General features: G+C 36.0%; 16 protein-coding genes and 1 other RNA gene. 10 read left to right on the top strand and 7 right to left on the bottom strand.

Going from position 1 to position 18,474, the window contains the following annotated elements:
- Positions 1-2 precede the first annotated feature (2 nt).
- Positions 3-959: a methylenetetrahydrofolate reductase [NAD(P)H] gene (gene metF, locus CGC58_RS08425; RefSeq protein ID WP_095896322.1), complete on the bottom strand. Its 957-nt coding sequence runs from the start codon at positions 957-959 to the stop codon at positions 3-5.
- Positions 960-1,239: 280 nt separating this feature from the next.
- Between metF and asnA the strand changes: the two genes are divergently transcribed.
- The 3 genes from asnA (at position 1,240) to CGC58_RS08410 (ending at position 5,027) form a co-directional block, all read left to right on the top strand.
- The gene (asnA, locus tag CGC58_RS08420; RefSeq protein WP_095896321.1) at positions 1,240-2,274 is read left to right on the top strand and encodes an aspartate--ammonia ligase; all 1,035 of its coding nucleotides are present in this window, start codon (positions 1,240-1,242) and stop codon (positions 2,272-2,274) included.
- A 100-nt stretch (positions 2,275-2,374) separates the two neighbouring features.
- Positions 2,375-2,777: a transfer-messenger RNA gene (gene ssrA / locus CGC58_RS08415) on the top strand.
- Between the two features lie 309 nt (positions 2,778-3,086).
- Positions 3,087-5,027 (top strand): family 20 glycosylhydrolase, encoded by a 1,941-nt coding sequence (locus CGC58_RS08410; RefSeq protein ID WP_095896320.1) that lies wholly within the window; start codon positions 3,087-3,089, stop codon positions 5,025-5,027.
- Between the two features lie 46 nt (positions 5,028-5,073).
- On the opposite strand, the gene CGC58_RS08405 is transcribed toward CGC58_RS08410, so the two are convergent.
- The 6 genes from CGC58_RS08405 to CGC58_RS08380 all read right to left on the bottom strand — a co-directional run bounded on the left by CGC58_RS08405 (position 5,074) and on the right by CGC58_RS08380 (position 12,363).
- The gene (locus tag CGC58_RS08405) at positions 5,074-5,283 is read right to left on the bottom strand and encodes a helix-turn-helix domain-containing protein (protein ID WP_095896319.1); all 210 of its coding nucleotides are present in this window, start codon (positions 5,281-5,283) and stop codon (positions 5,074-5,076) included.
- A 4-nt stretch (positions 5,284-5,287) separates the two neighbouring features.
- Positions 5,288-5,767 (bottom strand): DUF2975 domain-containing protein, encoded by a 480-nt coding sequence (locus CGC58_RS08400; protein WP_095896318.1) that lies wholly within the window; start codon positions 5,765-5,767, stop codon positions 5,288-5,290.
- Between the two features lie 265 nt (positions 5,768-6,032).
- Positions 6,033-8,774, bottom strand: coding sequence for a calcium-translocating P-type ATPase, PMCA-type (locus CGC58_RS08395; protein ID WP_095896317.1), 2,742 nt, complete (start codon positions 8,772-8,774; stop codon positions 6,033-6,035).
- 82 nt (positions 8,775-8,856) lie between these two features.
- On the bottom strand, positions 8,857-10,617 hold the full coding sequence (locus CGC58_RS08390; RefSeq protein WP_157909236.1) for a protein kinase domain-containing protein: 1,761 nt from the start codon (positions 10,615-10,617) through the stop codon (positions 8,857-8,859).
- Positions 10,618-10,632: 15 nt separating this feature from the next.
- Positions 10,633-11,508: a hypothetical protein gene (locus tag CGC58_RS08385; protein ID WP_095896315.1), complete on the bottom strand. Its 876-nt coding sequence runs from the start codon at positions 11,506-11,508 to the stop codon at positions 10,633-10,635.
- Positions 11,509-11,523: 15 nt separating this feature from the next.
- Positions 11,524-12,363 (bottom strand): hypothetical protein, encoded by an 840-nt coding sequence (locus CGC58_RS08380; protein WP_095896314.1) that lies wholly within the window; start codon positions 12,361-12,363, stop codon positions 11,524-11,526.
- Positions 12,364-12,594: 231 nt separating this feature from the next.
- Between CGC58_RS08380 and CGC58_RS08375 the strand changes: the two genes are divergently transcribed.
- The 7 genes from CGC58_RS08375 to dprA all read left to right on the top strand — a co-directional run bounded on the left by CGC58_RS08375 (position 12,595) and on the right by dprA (position 18,449).
- Complete coding sequence (locus CGC58_RS08375) at positions 12,595-13,377, top strand: DUF4476 domain-containing protein (protein ID WP_095896313.1); 783 nt, start codon at positions 12,595-12,597, stop codon at positions 13,375-13,377.
- A gap of 156 nt (positions 13,378-13,533) precedes the next feature.
- Positions 13,534-13,956: a SufE family protein gene (locus CGC58_RS08370; RefSeq protein ID WP_095896312.1), complete on the top strand. Its 423-nt coding sequence runs from the start codon at positions 13,534-13,536 to the stop codon at positions 13,954-13,956.
- A gap of 4 nt (positions 13,957-13,960) precedes the next feature.
- Positions 13,961-14,284, top strand: a complete 324-nt coding sequence (locus CGC58_RS08365) for a DUF59 domain-containing protein (protein ID WP_095896311.1) — start codon at positions 13,961-13,963, stop codon at positions 14,282-14,284.
- 11 nt (positions 14,285-14,295) lie between these two features.
- Positions 14,296-14,802, top strand: a complete 507-nt coding sequence (locus CGC58_RS08360; protein WP_095896310.1) for a DUF2480 family protein — start codon at positions 14,296-14,298, stop codon at positions 14,800-14,802.
- A 31-nt stretch (positions 14,803-14,833) separates the two neighbouring features.
- Positions 14,834-15,703, top strand: a complete 870-nt coding sequence (locus tag CGC58_RS08355) for a DUF3078 domain-containing protein (RefSeq protein WP_095896309.1) — start codon at positions 14,834-14,836, stop codon at positions 15,701-15,703.
- 152 nt (positions 15,704-15,855) lie between these two features.
- Positions 15,856-17,238: a dipeptidase gene (locus CGC58_RS08350; protein WP_095896308.1), complete on the top strand. Its 1,383-nt coding sequence runs from the start codon at positions 15,856-15,858 to the stop codon at positions 17,236-17,238.
- Between the two features lie 113 nt (positions 17,239-17,351).
- Entirely contained in the window at positions 17,352-18,449 is a 1,098-nt protein-coding gene (gene dprA, locus CGC58_RS08345; RefSeq protein WP_095896307.1) for a DNA-processing protein DprA, read from the top strand.
- The last annotated feature ends 25 nt before the right edge of the window (positions 18,450-18,474 follow it).

The raw sequence follows: 18,474 nt of genomic DNA, 5'->3' as shown, positions 1-18,474 counted from the left end.
GATTAAAAAACTTTGGAAACAATATCCACGATTCCGTCCGATTTTCCCATAGAATAATAGTGAAGCGTGGGTACGCCATAGTTTTTAAGTTCTTTGCTTTGGTGAATTGCCCACTCAATGCCCACCTGTTTCACTTCGCTATTGGTTTTGCATTTTTCGAGTTCGCTTACCAATTCTTCGGGCAAATCAAGTTTGAAAACCTGTGGAAGCAAACTGATATGCCTTTTAGTGGTAATGGGCTTGATACCAGGAATGATAGGAACGTCAATGCCAGCCAAACGCACCTTTTCCACGAAATCAAAATATTTTTGATTGTCAAAAAACATTTGAGTTACAATATAATCCGCACCTGCATTTACCTTTTCTTTGAGCCGAGCCAAATCAAAAGACATCGAAGGAGCCTCTATGTGCTTTTCAGGATATCCTGCCACCCCGATGCAGAAATCGGCTCCGTAGTCGGTTTCAATTACGTCGTGCAGATATTTTCCTTTGCTTAAATCCTTGATTTGCTTTACCAGTTCCATAGCGTAGGTATGTCCGTTTTTAGTAGGCTGAAAGTAACGTTCTTCCTTCATTGCGTCGCCTCGCAGTGCCATTACATTATTGATACCCAGATAAAAACAATCAACCAACAGATATTCAGTCTCTTCTTTTGTAAAACCTCCGCAAAGCACGTGTGGCACCGTATCGATTCCGTATTTGTATTTTATGGCAGAGCATATTCCCACCGTTCCGGGACGCATACGAGTGATTTTCTTTTCTAACAACCCGTTAGGATGTTCCTTATAAAAATACTCCTCACGCGATGTAGTAACATCAATGAAAGGAGGTTTGAACTCAATAAGTGGCTCGATATTCCTATAAAGTTCCTCAATATTATTTCCTTTTTTGGGCGGAACAATCTCAAAAGAAAAAAGCGTCTTCCCTTTGGCTTTGGCAATATGCTCTGTTACCTTCATAGTGTACGTGATTTTACAAATAAATTACAGAGGCAAAATTAAAAATATTTTTTAAAAAACAAAATAATTATAAAAAAAAACTACATAAAAATAAAATTCAGAAAAAAAAACTACAAAATAACAAAATCAAAGTATATCAAAATTTACCTTTCACACAACAAACAAGCTTGTGCATATGTATTTTCTACTATTGCATAGAAATTATTTTTAAGACGAATTAATTTTTTTCATACTTTTGTCCGATTTTAAAACTTTTTGGCTCACCAATCATTAAATTTGTATGAGTTATTTAATAAAACCTAAAGACTATACTCCCCTTTTAGATTTACAACAAACCGAATTGGGAATTCAGAAAATAAAGGATTTTTTTCAAGCTAACTTATCCGCCGAACTTCGATTACGCAGAGTTACCGCTCCTTTGTTCGTTTTGCAAGGAACAGGACTTAATGACGATTTGAGTGGCGTGGAACGTGCTGTCAATTTCCCAATTAAAGATATGGATGACAAACGTGCCGAAGTAGTACACTCGCTGGCTAAGTGGAAACGCGTAATGCTTGCCGATTATAACATCGAAAAAGGTTACGGAATTTATACCGATATGAATGCTATCCGTGCCGATGAAGAACTCGGAAACTTGCATTCGCTTTATGTTGACCAATGGGATTGGGAAATGGTAATTTCAGAACAACAACGCAATATTACCTTTCTGAAAGACATCGTACGTCGTATCTATGCCACGTTATTACGTACAGAATATTTGGTTTGCGAAAGTTTCTCAAAAATAAAACCCATATTACCTCCCGAAATCCATTTTATTCATTCGGAAGAACTTTTGCAAAGATTCCCGAACCTCACTCCCAAACAACGAGAAGCTGCTATCGCCAAAGAACTAAAAGCAGTTTTTATCATAGGCATTGGCGGAAAACTTTCCAATGGAGAAAAACACGACGGACGTGCACCCGATTACGATGATTGGAGCAGTTTTTCCGGTGATTTTGCAGGAATAAATGGCGACATTATCCTTTGGAATCCTATTTTAGAACTTCCTTTTGAAATTTCTTCAATGGGAATACGAGTTGATAAGGAAGCATTGCTTCGGCAATTGAAAATTGAACAAAAAGAAGACCGATTGGGATTATATTTTCACCAGCGATTAATAAACGGAACGCTTCCGCTTTCTATAGGAGGAGGTATTGGTCAATCCAGATTGTGTATGTTTTTGCTTCACAAGGCACATATTGGTGAAATTCAAGCAAGTATATGGTCTGACGAAATGCGTAACGAATGCAAAGAATGGAATATCCCTCTGATTTAAAAGTTATTAATCGTTTGATTTGATTCTGAGAGATTTATTTTTTTGAAATAATCAAAAAAGTAATTATCTTTGCCCCAAGTTCATAGAAAGAACCTTGAATGGGGTCGATCGGTTTTGACAGTAAGTCGAATTGAAATGTAAGCATACCGAGCTATGAAATTAATGCTCGTTAATCTCTATTTCAAACTTTTTAAATGGCGAGAATAACTACGCTCTTGCTGCCTAATCTGAAGTTTAGTAGGATTTCTGGCTAAGTCTCTACAAGGTAGGGAGGCGAGATGTCTCTGAAAAGCCCTTGTTGACGGCGGTTCATACAGAGGCACCATAAAAGTCAACATTGAATCGGATGATGGTTTCCGCTGAAGATTCGGATTTTAGGAAACTAAGCGTGTTGTGGGCGGTTTTTGGTCAGCAACCCGACGAAAATCAAACAAAAACTAAGTATGTAGAAAGCCTTTGAATTGCTTATTTGGACGAGAGTTCGATTCTCTCCGACTCCACAAGAAAAGGATAATTATTTGACTAAAAAATAATTATCCTTTTTGTTTTGTTAATTTGTACAACCAAAAACCGAATATCTATTTTTTTTGCTTTTTTGGGGCTGTAAAAATTAGTTTAACAGGTTGTTTTTACCTCCTTAAAAAGATAAACAATACTTAGCGAATGAGTATTTAAAATTAAATTTTGTCAATAAGTATTCCATTTTAAAATTCAAAACTGCTATTTAGGCTTTAACTTTCAAAGCTTTAAACTTGTTACTTTCTGAATTTTCTACTAACTTTGCCAAGAAACCAGAATTTTTTCAGTTTACTATGAAACATTTTATGATTATCGCACTGTGTGTGTTCTCTTGGATGGGGACGGCACAAAACGCCAAACCTTTTGTAATTCCTGAGCTTAGCCAATGGCAAGAAGCAAAAGGCAATTTCACGATTTCCGAAAAAACATCGCTTTCGGCAGATGCAAAGTCGGCAGAAGTTATGCAAGCCTTCGCTGACGATTTCAAGGCAATGTTCGGGAAAATATTAAAAGTAAATAATTCAAAATCAGACATTCATTTTGAAATCCATCCCGATATTTTGAAAGACAAAGGCGAGGAAGCTTATCAAATCGAAATCGGGAAACAGGTAAAAGTCAGTGCAAATTCTTCCAAAGGACTATATTGGGCAACACGCACCTTATTGCAACTTTCGGAACAGTCTTTTGACCTGCCTTGCGGAACTATTGTGGATTATCCGCAGTATCCGTTCCGTGGTTTTATGCTTGATGTGGGCAGAAAATTCTTCACATTGGATTATCTCAAATCGGTGGTAAAACTGATGGCTTACTACAAGATGAATACTTTCCAAATTCACCTGAACGACAATGGTTTCAAGAAATTCTTCAATGAAGATTGGGACAAAACCTATTCTGCATTTCGTTTGGAAAGCACCACTTTCCCCGGACTTGCGGCAAAAGACGGGCATTACACCAAAGAAGAATTTCGCCAGCTTCAAATTGATGCTCTAAAACAAGGAGTTACCATCATTCCTGAAATCGACGCTCCGGCACACACTTTGGCTTTTGCACACTATCTGCCCGAAATTGGTAGCGACAAATATGGCAAAGACCACGTGGATTTGTTCAACCCAAAAACATACGAGTTTTTCGATAAATTGTTCAAAGAATATCTGGAAGGCGAAAATCCCGTTTTCGTAAATCCGTTGGTGCATATCGGTACGGACGAATACAGCAACAAAGACCCCGAAGTCGTGGAAAAATTCCGCTATTTTACGGATTATTACATCAAATACATTGAAAGTTTCGGCAAGAAAGCAGCTCTTTGGGGAGCTTTGACCCACGCCAAAGGTGAAACTCCCGTAAAAGTGAAAGACGTGCTGATGTTTTGCTGGTACAACGGATTTGCGCAACCTCGCGATATGATTTCCTTGGGATACGATGTGGTTAGTGTTCCGGACGGATGGATATACATCGTTCCGCAAGCGGGATATTATTATGATTACTTGAATATCAAAAAATTATACGAAAGTTGGACGCCTGCCACCATCGGCAATGAAGTTTTCGAAGAGAACCATCCTCAAATTAAAGGCGGAATGTTTGCCGTTTGGAATGACCACGTAGGGAACGGAATCAGCCAGCAGGACGTTTATCATCGCTTATTTCCGGCAATGCAAACACTTTCCGTAAAGATGTGGAACGGAAAAAACACTACAGTTCCTTTTGCTGATTTCGACAAAAAACGTCATTTGCTTAGCGAAGCTCCTATGGTAAATGTGCTCGGTCGTCCTGCAAAAAGCGAAAAAGGAGTGGTTTTTGAACTTAAAAATCCCGAAAAAGGCAAGGAATTGGGGCAAGCACTAACCGATATCGGATATGATTATCGCGTAACTTTCTATATCAATGCGAAAAGCAACCCAAAAGGAACAGCTTTGTTCACTTCCGATTATGCAACATTCTATTTGTCAGACCCTAAAAGTGGAAAAGTAGGTTTTAGTCGTGACGGATATAACTATCAATTTAATTATTTTCTTCCAACAAATAAAAAGCTGAAAATCATTGTTAAAGGAACCAACAAATCGACTTCATTGTACATAAATGATGAACTTATCGAAACTTTGGAAATCGTTCCTCACAAAGACGATGCTCATTTGGATAAACCTCGAAAATGGGTACAAACTTTGGTTTTTCCGCTTAAAAAACTGGAACATTTCAACGGAAAAATCACCGATTTGAAAGTGGAATATTTGAAATAAAAACAATAAAGGGAACGGAGTTAATCGCGTTCCCTTTTTTATTTTATTACTCTTCTTCCTTGTATTCCAAAATATCGGCAGGCTGACAATCAAGGGCTTTACAGATGGCTTCGAGTGTGCTGAATCGGATGGCTTTGGCTTTTCCTGTTTTCAAAATAGAAAGATTGGAAAGCGTTAAGCCTACTTTTTCCGAAAGCTCGTTTAACGATATTTTTCGCCTTGCCATCATCACATCTAAATTTACAATAATCGGCATAGTATCAAATCGTTAATTCGTTTTCTTCCTTCATTCGTGTGCTTATTTTAAGCACTTCACTCAAAGTCATAAATAACAAGCCTACAGCTATTTTAAACAACACAGGGTTTGTATCTAATCGGAATCCTATATTTTTATGTTCTATGGCACTATAAATCATTAAAGAAACGTCTGTACATATAGTTATGATTATCAGTAGAATTCCTATTTTATTCAAGTTCTTGATTACCTTTTCATTAAAAATTCGTACTCGGAGGAATAAATATGCAGTTTTTCTGAAAAGATAGATTCCATAGACAAACAAAAGATATCCAATATACCAAAAACACAGTACAATTTTGGCAGACAATGTGCCAGCAGTAACATTATAGCCGTTTACTTTAATAGTGTCTTCCATAAAGAATGAAATAAAACTCAAAACTCCGAAAAGAGACAAAATAAATAATAAATCAAGAATAGTTTTTAAAATAAATACTTTTCGCATAACTTAAAATATTAAAATTCATCACTGCAAATATAATAATTATTTATTGAAAAACAATAAATAATTACTCTTTATCAAAAAAAACAAGGTTTTAGCAATCTGATTTTTTTCTAATATTAAAACCAAGATTTAGATATTGCGTTTTTTCAGCCATAAATATCAATTTTCAGAATATAGATAGCCATCTCATTATGAGGAAAAAACAAAAAAAGAAAGCCTTGAAAAACTCAAGACTTTCATTGTATTACATTGTTTTTAACCAAAACTAATTACTTTTTTGTGATGTTTTTCCCTTGTTAAGAAAACGACCAATTTCTCCCAACCAAAGAACGAAACTTGTTCCTCCTATGATTATTAGCCAATCAACTGTTTTTAAAGGTGTAACGTTGAACATTTCTCCTCCAAAGGTCGTGATAAAAATTTGTCCTAAAATTATTATAAAGGCAATCAACATAAAACCTTGACTTTTTGACATTTGGTGCAAAGTGCTCTTTCCTGTCCGATAGGCTTTCGCATTGAACATATTCCAGAATTGAAGCATCACGAAAATAGAGAAAAACAGCGATAATTCATATGCACTAAGTCCGTTCGGCACTTTTGAAAAATCAAAAAAGTATCTGAAATAATCAGAAATAGAAAATTGCGTAAGCGACTGAATATCCGTATGCTTAAAGTATTGTACGAATCCGAAAAGCAGAACTACAAAAAATCCTCCCACTCCAAAAATAATTCGAGACATCACGGGAGTTACAATATTTGTATTTCTTTTTCTTGGAAGGTCATTCATTACCTCTTTACTTGGCGGAAGTGACGCCAATGCCAAAGCTGCAAAGGTGTCCATAATCAAATTTACCCAAAGCATTTGTGTAACCGTAAGAGGTGATTCTGTTCCTAAAAATGCCCCAAGAAGTACGATAATACAAGCTACAACATTGATTGTCAACTGAAACAATATGAAACGTTGAATATTCAAATATAGCGAACGTCCCCACATAACTGCTTTCCCGATACTGGTAAACGAGTTATCCAAAATGGTAATATCACTGGCTTCTTTAGCAACCGAAGTTCCATCGCCCATTGAAAGCCCTACTTGAGCCGCCTTGAGTGCAGGAGCGTCATTGGTTCCGTCACCCGTTACCGCTACCACTTCATTTTTCTGTTGTAACAAATTGACTAATCGGGCTTTATCTAACGGGCGAGCTCTTGAAAGTACACGCAAATCACCCAATCGCTGTGTTAATTCCTCATCATTCATCTCAGCAAACTCAGTTCCTGTAAGCATATTTCTATCGGAACAAGTTTCATCCCAAAGTCCTATTTGTCGGGCAATTTCTTTGGCAGTTCCTGAAGTATCTCCCGTTACTATTTTAACCTGAATTCCAGCATTTAAACATTCTTTTATTGCTTGCGGAACGTCCTCTCTTACAGGGTCGCTGATGGCACAAATACCAACAAATTGCAAATCATTTACGGCTAATTTTCCATTTTCAAAAACGGTCGTTTTTTCATCAAAAACCTTGTAGGCAAAGCCAATTGTACGCATTGCTTGCGATTGATATTGCAGCAATCGTTCTTCAAAATCTTTTTGCGAAACTGGGGAATTCAATCCGTTGGCTGAGTGGCAAAAACTCATCACAATCTCAGGAGCTCCTTTCACGTACAAAATACCTTTTCCAGCCTCGGGCGACTTCACGAAAGTTGCCATATACTTGCGTTCCGTAGAAAACGTTAACTGATTGATTATGTCTGCTTTTTCTCGAATAGGAAGATAATTTTTTCCTTGTTTATTTAACCATAACAGCAACGCTCCTTCGGTAGGATTTCCCAAAACTTGCGGTTTTTCTTTTTCGGAAAAATCAATATAAGCTGTGGAATTTATTGCCATCGACTCGGCTATAATTTGCGATAGTTTATCATCTCCCATTTCTTTAAAATTAGGAAAGAAAACTTCATAAATTTTCATCTGATTTTGAGTAAGCGTTCCCGTTTTATCGGTACAAATCACGGTAGTAGCTCCCATTGTTTCGCAAGCGTGCATCTTACGAACTAAGTTGTTGGTAGCCATCATACTACGCATACTATACGCTAAGCTCAAGGTAACACTCATAGGCAAACCTTCGGGAACAGCGACCACAATGATAGTAATCGCAATCATCACAGTATTAAGGAAATATCCCCCGAAGCTAATCCAATCAATTGGTAAATTTGCCGAATTTGAGAAATAAACTAACAATCGACCAATAATTACCATAAGAGCTATACCGTAACTCAATTTGGTAATGATACCTGCAAGCTTGTTAAGTTGCTCATTTAAAGGCGTTTTTACTGAATTATCTATTTGAACTCCCTCAAAAACTTTTCCATATTCTGTATTATCACCTACTTGTTTTACCTCAAAAATACAATGCCCATCTACAACCGAAGTACCTCGGCAAATGTAATTAGAAGGATACGTAGCCTCTGCCTCAAATTCTTCAGGATTTGTAGTTTTATGTATCACAGGTTCTCCCGTAAGAGTTGATTCATTGATTTGCAATGAAATAGCTTCTAAAAGTTCGCCATCAGCAGGAACTTCTTCACCGGTTTCCAAAACAATGATATCTCCTACAACTATATCATTTTTAAGCACTTGCGTAATATTGTCGTTACGAATAACTTTGTAGAGAATATCGTCATTTACTTTATTAAGAATTTCAAATTGTTTGTTGGCTTTTAGCTCAAAATAAAAAGCTACACCTGTTGCCAAAAAAATAGCAAACAAAATGCCTATAGGTTCCAAAAATACGTGAAAGCCTTCTCCTCCTGCAAAAAATTCATAGCACGAAACTCCGAAAGAAGCCACCAAAGCCACAAGTAAAATAATTATGATAGGATCGGAGAGTTTTTCCAAAAACTGCTTCCAAAGAGGCTCGCCCTGAACTGAGGTAAGTGAGTTATTTCCAAATTTTTGACGGTTTTCAAGCACTTGTGCATCTGAAAGACCTTTGTAATGATTTTTTTCTGTCATTTTAATTTAATTTTCGCCACAAAAATAGGCATTTTTTTGAAATAGAATGAAATAGGAATTGAAACGATGGATTCTACAAACTTTATTTACTGAAAAAATTTGTCATTTTTTTCACAATAGAAGTCTGAACATCAACACTTATTTTTTGGCTTTCCGCACTGAAACATTTATTTTTGGCTTCAATCCAATATTTTGTTTTCTTAGTTGGATTTATGATTATTTCTTTAAGGTTTGATACATCTTGGTCAGGCTCCTTGTCAGATTTCAAAATAATTTCAGAAGCATTCATCACATTCCAACGAAGTTTTGTGGGAGCTTCTTTTTTTGATGCGTCTCCTAAAATCAGCTCAAAATTAATTATTTGGACTTTATGATGTACTGCTATTTCAATCTCCTTTTCAAATTTTGTTTCGTTATCAAGAGCAATTACTTCAAGTTTATATTTGGTAGTTTTCGTTAAATTGATTGTGATTTCAGCTTTATTTTTAACCGTGTTACAAATCCCGCCAGACCAAATGTAGGCTTTCATTCCATTTTTGATGTTCCAAGCCAAAGTAATTATTTCTCCGCAAGTTACGTGACATTTATTTGGCTTAAAATTAATGATTTCAGGTCTTGGATAAACTTCTATTTCAATTGTTTTTAAATTTTCTGTTTGATTTTCAGAATTTTGAATCGGAACAGGCAAAAGGGTAAACAACGTGCTTTTAGTCATTTTTTTACGAACTTTTCCTCTTAAAGGAACCAATTTTTCTGAAATACTTTCAAAGTCATTGTTTTTGAACGAATTAACTTCCTGTTCATTTTCCAAAAGATAAACTTTAGAAGCATTTTTTACCTTCCAGCTCAGTTCAATTTCATCTCCTTCAAGCACAACGATTTTAGATGCTGAAAATCTAATCATAAGCGGACGAGGAATATTCAACTCAAAAGAAAGAATTTCGTTCTTAGCTCTCTGATTTAATTCCAAAAAGGAATATTCATCAATAGGTCGGATAGTTAAATAATTTGTATTTCTTACATAAACATCAAGAACAAACAACAAATCTTTAATTATTGGCGACAAATTCTGTAAATCTTTATAAATTTCAGAAGATTTCAGATTAAAAAAGTCATTTTCCGAAAAAAGTAAATATTCACTCTCTTCCAATCGGTACTTTTCCCACAAATCAGGATTCTCAATGATTGCCAAAACAGACAAATACACAATCAATTCAGAAAAATAATCTGTTGTTAAAGAAGATTTTTTGGCATCAAAACGCGACGGATGCTGATAGCCTTTTAGCCCCGAAACAACCTCTTCCTGCCCTTCAGTTTCCGGTATGCAAATGGAGTCGTAATCAATCAGACTAATGTTATTATTACTGTCTATCAATATATTACCGTGTTGCAAATCACCGTGGGAAATCTTATTTTCGTGAAGAGTTTTTACCATTTGCATAAATTTTCCGGCAAAATCCAGCAATTTCTCTTTATCATAAAGATTTTCCTTCAGATAGTCCTTAAGTAATTGACCATCAACCCACTCCATCCGAATAGTATCGTGCAGGACACCATTCACCAACAATCCTCTAGAATCGTAGAAAAACTCCCCAAAATAAGGTAATTTTCTACTATTCAAATAGTTAGAAATAGCTTGAAAGCGTTCTTTTTCTCCATAAGGAGTATGCCACACCCGAAAAGCCCATTTCTTTCCTTGATGCTCCAACTTAAAAACCATATTAAAGCCTCCCGTGTAACAGAAGGGTTGTCCGTTTTCTTTTTTAACGGCAACAGCCCCCTGTAAATCAGGAACTTTAAGAAATTTCTCCAAATTTTTAATTGAAGTAATTATATTTTGCATATTGATAGCCATCGTCTAAAACTTATCAAATACACTTAATGTTTGATTTTCCTCTTTTTTGTCCACCATTTCTCCATCAATTTTTTGCTCTCTGAAATCTTTACTTTCCAAATCGGTAAAATGGGTTACAGAATAACTGAATTCTTTCTGTTCATCATCTATAGCTTCAATTATCAAAACGGTGGAATCATCATTTTTTAACAGGTTTTCATCTCTTCGTTCTTGAATAATTTTCAAAAAATCTTCCTGATTTTCAATCCCTAACAATGAATCTACTGCTTTTCTGACATCTTTTTTAAGTTCCGAAATGAACCATTCCGAAACAGCGTCTGTCATAAGGAAAAAAGTTCCTTCCTTGATTTTTTCCTCAACCGACATACACAACTCTCCCCGCTGATTATTCTCGATACTCGCCAGATAATCAGGGTAATTATCAAAAATAAAATCTCTTTTGTTAGGATATTTCAGTACACGCTGAAAATCAGAACAGTGCTTTGGCACAAAGAATAAAAAACTATCCCCGATAAATTGTGCAATCCACTTATTTTCATCTTGTAAAAACTCCAAACCGATAAACGTTGCTGCTGCAAATTCCTTTTTGCTGTACTTTGTTTTTACAAACCACTTTACATTTGGCAACTGAACAATTTCATCAATGTTTTGTTGCCATTCCTTCTGACATTTATTTATAAATTCCGAATCTACCCAACCCGTGCCTTTCACGTAATTATCCACCAAAATTTGCGACCATATTTCTGAAAAAAAAGAAATTGATACCCCGTCAGAAACCGCAAAACGATGCCTTTCCGTATCGAAAGCATAACTGTCTGCACAATCGGAGTACAATTCTGATTTCTTGTTAGTTACAAATCCTTTTATGGTAAATCTCATTATAAAACGTATCTGTTATTTAGAACTTGAACCGAAGCTGATGAATTTGATGAAACTATCCGCACTTGCATTGGAAATGAAGCCTCGAGAATTAGGACGTATGTCAAAATCATATCTTCTTCCTACTTCTTTATAAGCTCTTGGCACTTTGCTTGAAATGCTAAACAAGAATTTTGCATTTTCGTCAGGCAATTCCAATGAACTTTCCTCAAAACGACATTCCCTTCCTATTCCCAAATGAATATTGAAAACCAAAGGATTACCGTCTTCCATATGCATACTCATTATTTCATAAGCTTTATTGGTTGTATTGCGGATATCCTCATCGTCATCGTCTTTCCCTGTAAAAGGAAACCCATCTGAAATGTTAATAATCACAGGTGCAGGATTTTTTGGTTTCTTTTCTATCCAAGCGGCAACAAGTTGTTTTGCAAACTCAAATGCCTCTGCCATAGGAGTAAGACCGTTTTCAGGGCACGTAGGCTCAATAAAAATCGGAACTTCCTCTTCTATTTCTATGAATCCGCCGTCGCCATCAGGAATATTTTTTTTGACAGCCTCAAAACGCAACGGGCTTTCGGCAAAAGAACCTATGTATCCGGAACGAATATCATCTACCGAAGTGCCTCCCTTTCCTCCGTAACCTATGAGAGAAATAAACAAACGGTCTTTCACCATATTTCCGCTACTGCATTGCAAAATCAAATCATTAATTGTTTCATTAATAACAGAAGCCGTGAACTCAGCTTTGTTTTTATCCGCAGTAAATTCCTCCTGCATTGAAGCAGATTGGTCTATCAAAAAAATAATAAAACCCGGCGTGGCCGAGCTCCACATTGTAGTGTAATTATCCATAATCCTTTCTTTAAAACATCACAAAGATAAAAATATTTTTGAAATATCATTGTATTTTTTATTTTTTAATTCATTTTCAAGCACATAAGCTCACTAAGTTTCTATGAAAAATACAGAAAAAACATTCTTCCAAAAATCATTTTTTTATCAATTTTGAAAGAAAAATCAGCAAAATTATGCGATTTGGCACAGATTTAGATATTCCGTAAACAAACCAAAAAAACATTTTTTATGCAAAAGATAAGTTTACTTCTACTATTGTTTGCCACCGTTGCAGGAAATGCTCAAGAAATTGGGAGTGCAGGACGTTGGCTAAAAAACGAAAACCGAAGAGATGTTGCCATTGACCGCGGAATGAACACAAGTTACAACTATCGTTGGGAAATGACTTACGATGCGGGTTATGCCGAAGTATTTATTCGTATTCCTGAAATGGGGCGTTTTACCATTAGCTTGGGAGACCAAGAAATTTCAAGCAGCACGGGAATGTTTCGCTTTTTTGATGTGTACGCCAAAACTCAGCAACTTAACATTTGGTATGGACGAAGTCTAATATATTGTGTTACAATAACTCCGCGTGACAACACACGTTTGGTCTTGGACTTTTTCTCACAAAGAGGATTATTCCTTTTAGAGGAAATAGACCTTAATAATGCCCGAGAAGTGTATTACGGCAGAAGATGGAATGACGTTTGGAATAACGCATACGGAAGAGGAACAATGAATTACAACAATTTCAGTTCTTTCTTCAGAATGTTTAAAAATCAAACATTTGACGATGACAAACTTAAGTTCTTCAGAATGCAAAAAAACACAACATCTTTTACTACAAAGCAAATCGCTGATATGATGAAGTGTTTGAGCTTTGACAGCAATCGTTTGATATTAGCAAAAGAAGCTTTCTATAATGTAGTTGACCCTCAAAATTACTACAAATTACACGAGAGTTTCTCTTTCAGAAGTACAGCCAATGAGTTCGCTGATTTTCTGGAAGACGCCAATGATGACGATTAAAAGCGAAAACTTTCGAAAAAAAATAAACTTCCTAACCTTGTTGTAAACAACCAAAAAAACAATGAGGTTAGGTTTTTATCTTTTTGAACTTCAACTTTTTTGTTAATTTTTTGCATACTTAAAAAAATTGATTACATTTGCCCACAAATTTTCAATATGTCAATTCAGCAAATTCAAAATGAGATTGTAGAAGAATTTTCTTTCTTTGATGATTGGATGCAACGATATGAGTATTTGATTGAACTTGGAAAGTCTTTACCATTGATTGATGACAAATACAAAACAGACGATTACACAATCAAAGGTTGCCAAAGCAAGGTTTGGTTATTTGCCGACCTTCAAGAAGGAAAAGTAGTGTACACCGCTGATAGTGATGCTATTATAACAAAAGGAATCGTTGCTTTGCTCGTACGTGTTTTTTCAAATCAAACACCGGAAGAGATTGTAAAGGCAGATACTGCTTTCATTGACCAAATAGGGCTGAAGGAGCATCTCTCACCCACACGTGCCAATGGCTTAGTGAGTATGATTGAGCAAATGAAACGCTATGCACTTGTTTATCAACTAAAAGAATCTTAAAAATATGTCAAATACAATTGATACAGAAGCCTTAGGCGAAAAAATTGTTGAAACACTAAAAACGATTTACGACCCGGAAATTCCTGTTGATATCTATGAATTGGGGCTAATTTACGATGTGTTCGTAAATGAAAATTTTGATGTAAAGATTCTGATGACACTCACTACACCTAATTGCCCGGTAGCCGAAATTCTGCCTGTGGAAGTTCAGGAAAAAGTGAAAAGCATTGATGAAATCAATGATGTAGAAGTTGAAATCACTTTCGACCCGCCTTGGCATCAGGATATGATGAGTGAGGTGGCTAAATTAGAATTAGGATTTTTATAAAACCGTTTCCTTTGGCTGACGAAATTATAAATAGAGTAACCAAAAGTCCGTTGGAAGTTTTTGATTTAGAAGACTTTTATCCGACAGAAAAGCGAGTTTTATTCGATTTGAAAGATTTTCTTTTTGAAGGACTCATTTTGAAGGAAAAAGACTTCAGAGAGCAATTAGAAAAACATCCTTGGACTGATTACGATAATTGCTTTGTTGCAATTGATAACTCGGCTGATGCAATTGTTCCAGCGTGGGCTTTTATGCTTATAGCTTCAAAGTTGCAACCTCACGCAAAAAAAATCGTACAAGGGAATTTAACCGACTTGGAAAATTCTGTTTTTCAGGAAATTATCTCTAAAATAGATTTTTCTTATCTCGAAGGAAAACCTGTCATAATCAAAGGATGTTCCAAAAAACCAATTCCTGAAAGTGCCTATGTTTTGGCTTTGCAGAAAATTCAGCCCATTGCCAAAAGCATAATGTATGGGGAAGCTTGTTCAACAGTGCCCATTTTTAAAAGAAAGTAAATAAACCAAATTAACTTAAATATTTTAACAGATGAAAAAAATTTTATTATCAGTATTATTTTTATCTTCATTGAGTGGTTTCGCTCAAGAAACGACAGAGCCTACGTCAAACTGGACACGTGGCGGAAATGCTTCTTTAATGTTCAGCCAAGCTGCCTTCAACAATGAGTGGCAAGGAGGAGGAACTAACAACGTTGCAGTGAACTTGGCTGTTAGTTACGCTTTTAACTACAAAAAAGACAGCTGGACTTGGGACAACAACCTTTTTGTTGATTATGGAATCACAAAACTAAAAGGTGATGAGTACACAAGAAAAACTACAGACCGTTTGGAATTCAATTCAGTTTTAGGAAAGCAAGCTTCTGAAACTTGGTTCTACTCACTTTTGTTTAACTTCAAAACACAGTTTGACAAAGGATACAACTACGGAAAAACAGACAGAACCCTTATCAGCAAATTCTTCTCTCCTGCATTTATTCAAGTAGGTCCGGGTATGTTGTGGAAAAAAAGCGATAACCTAAAAGTAAACATCGCTCCTTTAACATCAAAATTCGTTTTTGTTAATAAAGATTTCACTACTCCGGGAAATGCAGTTTATAAAAAAGATTATTACGGAGTTGAAGATAACAAAACTTTCCGTTATGAAATGGGTCTTTCGTTGGCTGGATATGCGAAATTCAATTTGATGGAAAATGTTTCAATGGAAAATATTTTGACTTTGTACAGCAACTATTTGGATAAACCACAAAATATTGACATTGATTACACTGCAAATGTGGCTATGGCAATCAACAAATATTTGTCTGCAAACTTCACATTCCAAGCTATTTATGATGACAACGCTGCTAAAGGATTCCAAATCCGTGAAGTATTAGGTTTAGGATTAAACTATAAGTTGTAATAAAAATTTATCAATCGTAAAAATGCTCAAAGCTTTATTGAAAGTTTTGAGCATTTTTTTATTGGTAACTTTCATTCTGTGAGTTTTCCTTAAAAACTTTGATTAATCTGATTTTATTTCTACCTTTGGGGAATTATTTTTATTTCAAATCTATGGACTCAGTAAAAAATTATATTGAAGAGAATAAGGAACGATTTATTTCGGAATTAGTGGAACTTCTTAAAATTCCGTCAATAAGTGCCGATTCAGCTTATTCCCAAGACGTTATTAACACCGCTCAGGCCGTAAAAAAAGCATTGGACGAGGCTGGTTGTGATATGACTGAAATTTGCGAAACTCCAGGCTACCCAATTGTTTACGGGGAAAAAATCATCGACCCGAAGCTACCTACAGTTTTGGTTTACGGTCACTACGACGTTCAGCCCGCCGACCCTCTCGACTTGTGGCTTTCTGACCCTTTCGAGCCTGTTATTAAAACCACAGAAAAACATCCGCAAGGAGCTATTTTTGCTCGTGGTGCGTGTGATGACAAAGGGCAAATGTATATGCACGTAAAGGCTTTGGAATATATGGTGAAAACCAATAATTTGCCTTGTAATGTGAAATTTATGATTGAAGGAGAAGAGGAAGTCGGTTCAGAGAGTTTGGGTTGGTTCGTTGAGCGAAACCACGAAAAATTAAAAAATGACATCATTTTGATTTCTGATACAGGAATGATTGCCAACGACACGCCTTCTATCACTACGGGACTTCGTGGATTAAGTTATGTGGAAGTGGAAGTAACAGGTCCTAATCGTGACTTACACTCAGGACTTTACGGAGGTGCAGTAGCAAATCCTATCAATGTGCTTACCAAAATGATTGCTTCTTTACACGACGAAAATAAACGAATAACTATTCCGGGATTCTATGATAAAGTTGAAGAACTTTCACAAGAAGAACGCAATGAAATGGCTAAAGCTCCTTTTTCGTTGGAAAACTACAAAAAAGCTCTGGATATCAATGATATATACGGAGAAGCAGGCTACACAACCAATGAACGCAATTCCATCCGCCCTACTCTTGATGTGAATGGAATTTGGGGAGGATACATAGGAGAAGGTGCAAAAACAGTTATCCCAAGTAAGGCTTTTGCAAAAATATCAATGCGATTAGTTCCAAATCAGGATTGGAAAGAAATTACAGAACTCTTCCAAAAACATTTTGAAAGTATTGCACCAGCGGGCGTGACCGTGAAAGTAAAACCTCATCACGGCGGTCAGGGTTACGTAACTCCTATTGATACAGCAGGTTACAAGGCTGCGGCTAAGGCTTACGCTCAAACTTTTGGGAAAGAACCAATCCCTGTTCGTTCCGGTGGAAGTATCCCGATTGTGGCTCTTTTCGAGAAAGAATTAGGAAGTAAATCCATTTTGATGGGCTTTGGTTTGGACAGTGATGCGATTCACTCTCCAAATGAACACTTCGGAATTTTCAACTTTTTAAAAGGAATCGAAACTATTCCGTGGTTTTTCCATTATTTTGCAAATAAATAATTAGCTATAAATCAACAAAATAATTTTTCAATTAATATCAACTCGGGCATCTTTTCTTTTTTGGAAAGGATGTCTGATTTGTTAGTTTTATAACCCAACATTTATCGTAAATAATGAAAGACGAGGAACTTCTCTACTTAATTGCTCTAAAAAAAACGCCTCTGATAGGTGACATCACAGCCAAAAAACTCATTGCCCACTTTGGGAGTGCAAAGGACATTTTTTCTCAGAAAAAAAACAAAATTGAAAATATTGATGGTATAGGAGAAAGAATTTCTCAAAATTTATTAAAGTCAGAATACTTACACGAAGCGGAAGCCGAGTTAAATTTCGCTCAAAAAAACAATATTAAAATTTGTTGTTTTACAGATGACGACTATCCTGATTTACTGAAACAATGTGTTGATGGCCCGATTTTTTTCTATCAACGTGGTAATATTCATCTGAAAAACAAGCGTATTTTGAGTATTGTCGGGACTCGCAACATAACTCCTTATGGTAAAGCTTTTTGCGAAAAACTAATCGAAGACTTAGCATCTTTGGATGTTGTAATTGTAAGCGGATTTGCCTACGGGGTAGATATCACCGCTCATAAAACTGCCATCAATCACAACTTACAAACTATTGCTTGTTTAGCCCACGGACTCAATATGATTTATCCGCAAGCCCACAGCAAATATTGCGAAACAATGGAAGAATATGGCGGATTTATAACCGATTTCGGGTTTCAATGTAAATTTGACAGAAAGAATTTTCTCAGCCGAAATCGTATTATCGCAGGACTATCAGAAGCCACTGTGGTTATTGAATCGGGTTCCAAAGGAGGAAGTTTGGTTACCGCAGACATTGCCTTCTCCTACAACCGTGATGTTTTTGCTGTTCCGGGAAGAGCGACAGACACTTACAGCGTAGGATGTAATGATTTAATCCGTGTGGAAAAGGCTCGGATTTTAACCTCCGCCAAAGATTTATTATATCATTTGAATTGGGATAAACCTGCATCGAAGCCCATACAACAACAACTTTTTATAGAACTTTCAGCAGAAGAAGAAAAAATTCACAATTACCTGAAAAACAACGGAAAGCAACTACTTGACACAATTGCTCTTGAATGTCAAATACCTGTTTATCAAGTTTCTAATTTGCTGTTTCAACTTGAAATGAAGAATGTAATTCGTCCGTTGCCCGGTAAAATGTTTGAAGTTATTTAAATACAAAAAACGAATCCCAAAATCA

It is taken from the genome of Capnocytophaga stomatis (genome assembly GCF_002302635.1).
GTDB classification, from domain to species: Bacteria; Bacteroidota; Bacteroidia; order Flavobacteriales; family Flavobacteriaceae; genus Capnocytophaga; species Capnocytophaga stomatis.
Note: the sequence above shows the minus strand (reverse complement) of the source record. Positions and strands in the feature narration are given on the sequence as shown.

Excerpts from the sequence above, each read along its gene's own strand:
- metF (WP_095896322.1), bottom strand. The coding sequence starts at position 959 with ATGAAGGTAACAGAGCATATTGCCAAAGCCAAAGGGAAGACGCTTTTT.
- asnA (WP_095896321.1), top strand. The coding sequence starts at position 1,240 with ATGAGTTATTTAATAAAACCTAAAGACTATACTCCCCTTTTAGATTTA.
- CGC58_RS08410 (WP_095896320.1), top strand. The coding sequence starts at position 3,087 with ATGAAACATTTTATGATTATCGCACTGTGTGTGTTCTCTTGGATGGGG.
- CGC58_RS08405 (WP_095896319.1), bottom strand. The coding sequence starts at position 5,283 with ATGCCGATTATTGTAAATTTAGATGTGATGATGGCAAGGCGAAAAATA.
- CGC58_RS08400 (WP_095896318.1), bottom strand. The coding sequence starts at position 5,767 with ATGCGAAAAGTATTTATTTTAAAAACTATTCTTGATTTATTATTTATT.
- CGC58_RS08395 (WP_095896317.1), bottom strand. The coding sequence starts at position 8,774 with ATGACAGAAAAAAATCATTACAAAGGTCTTTCAGATGCACAAGTGCTT.
- CGC58_RS08390 (WP_157909236.1), bottom strand. The coding sequence starts at position 10,617 with ATGCAAAATATAATTACTTCAATTAAAAATTTGGAGAAATTTCTTAAA.
- CGC58_RS08385 (WP_095896315.1), bottom strand. The coding sequence starts at position 11,508 with ATGAGATTTACCATAAAAGGATTTGTAACTAACAAGAAATCAGAATTG.
- CGC58_RS08380 (WP_095896314.1), bottom strand. The coding sequence starts at position 12,363 with ATGGATAATTACACTACAATGTGGAGCTCGGCCACGCCGGGTTTTATT.
- CGC58_RS08375 (WP_095896313.1), top strand. The coding sequence starts at position 12,595 with ATGCAAAAGATAAGTTTACTTCTACTATTGTTTGCCACCGTTGCAGGA.
- CGC58_RS08370 (WP_095896312.1), top strand. The coding sequence starts at position 13,534 with ATGTCAATTCAGCAAATTCAAAATGAGATTGTAGAAGAATTTTCTTTC.
- CGC58_RS08365 (WP_095896311.1), top strand. The coding sequence starts at position 13,961 with ATGTCAAATACAATTGATACAGAAGCCTTAGGCGAAAAAATTGTTGAA.
- CGC58_RS08355 (WP_095896309.1), top strand. The coding sequence starts at position 14,834 with ATGAAAAAAATTTTATTATCAGTATTATTTTTATCTTCATTGAGTGGT.
- CGC58_RS08350 (WP_095896308.1), top strand. The coding sequence starts at position 15,856 with ATGGACTCAGTAAAAAATTATATTGAAGAGAATAAGGAACGATTTATT.
- dprA (WP_095896307.1), top strand. The coding sequence starts at position 17,352 with ATGAAAGACGAGGAACTTCTCTACTTAATTGCTCTAAAAAAAACGCCT.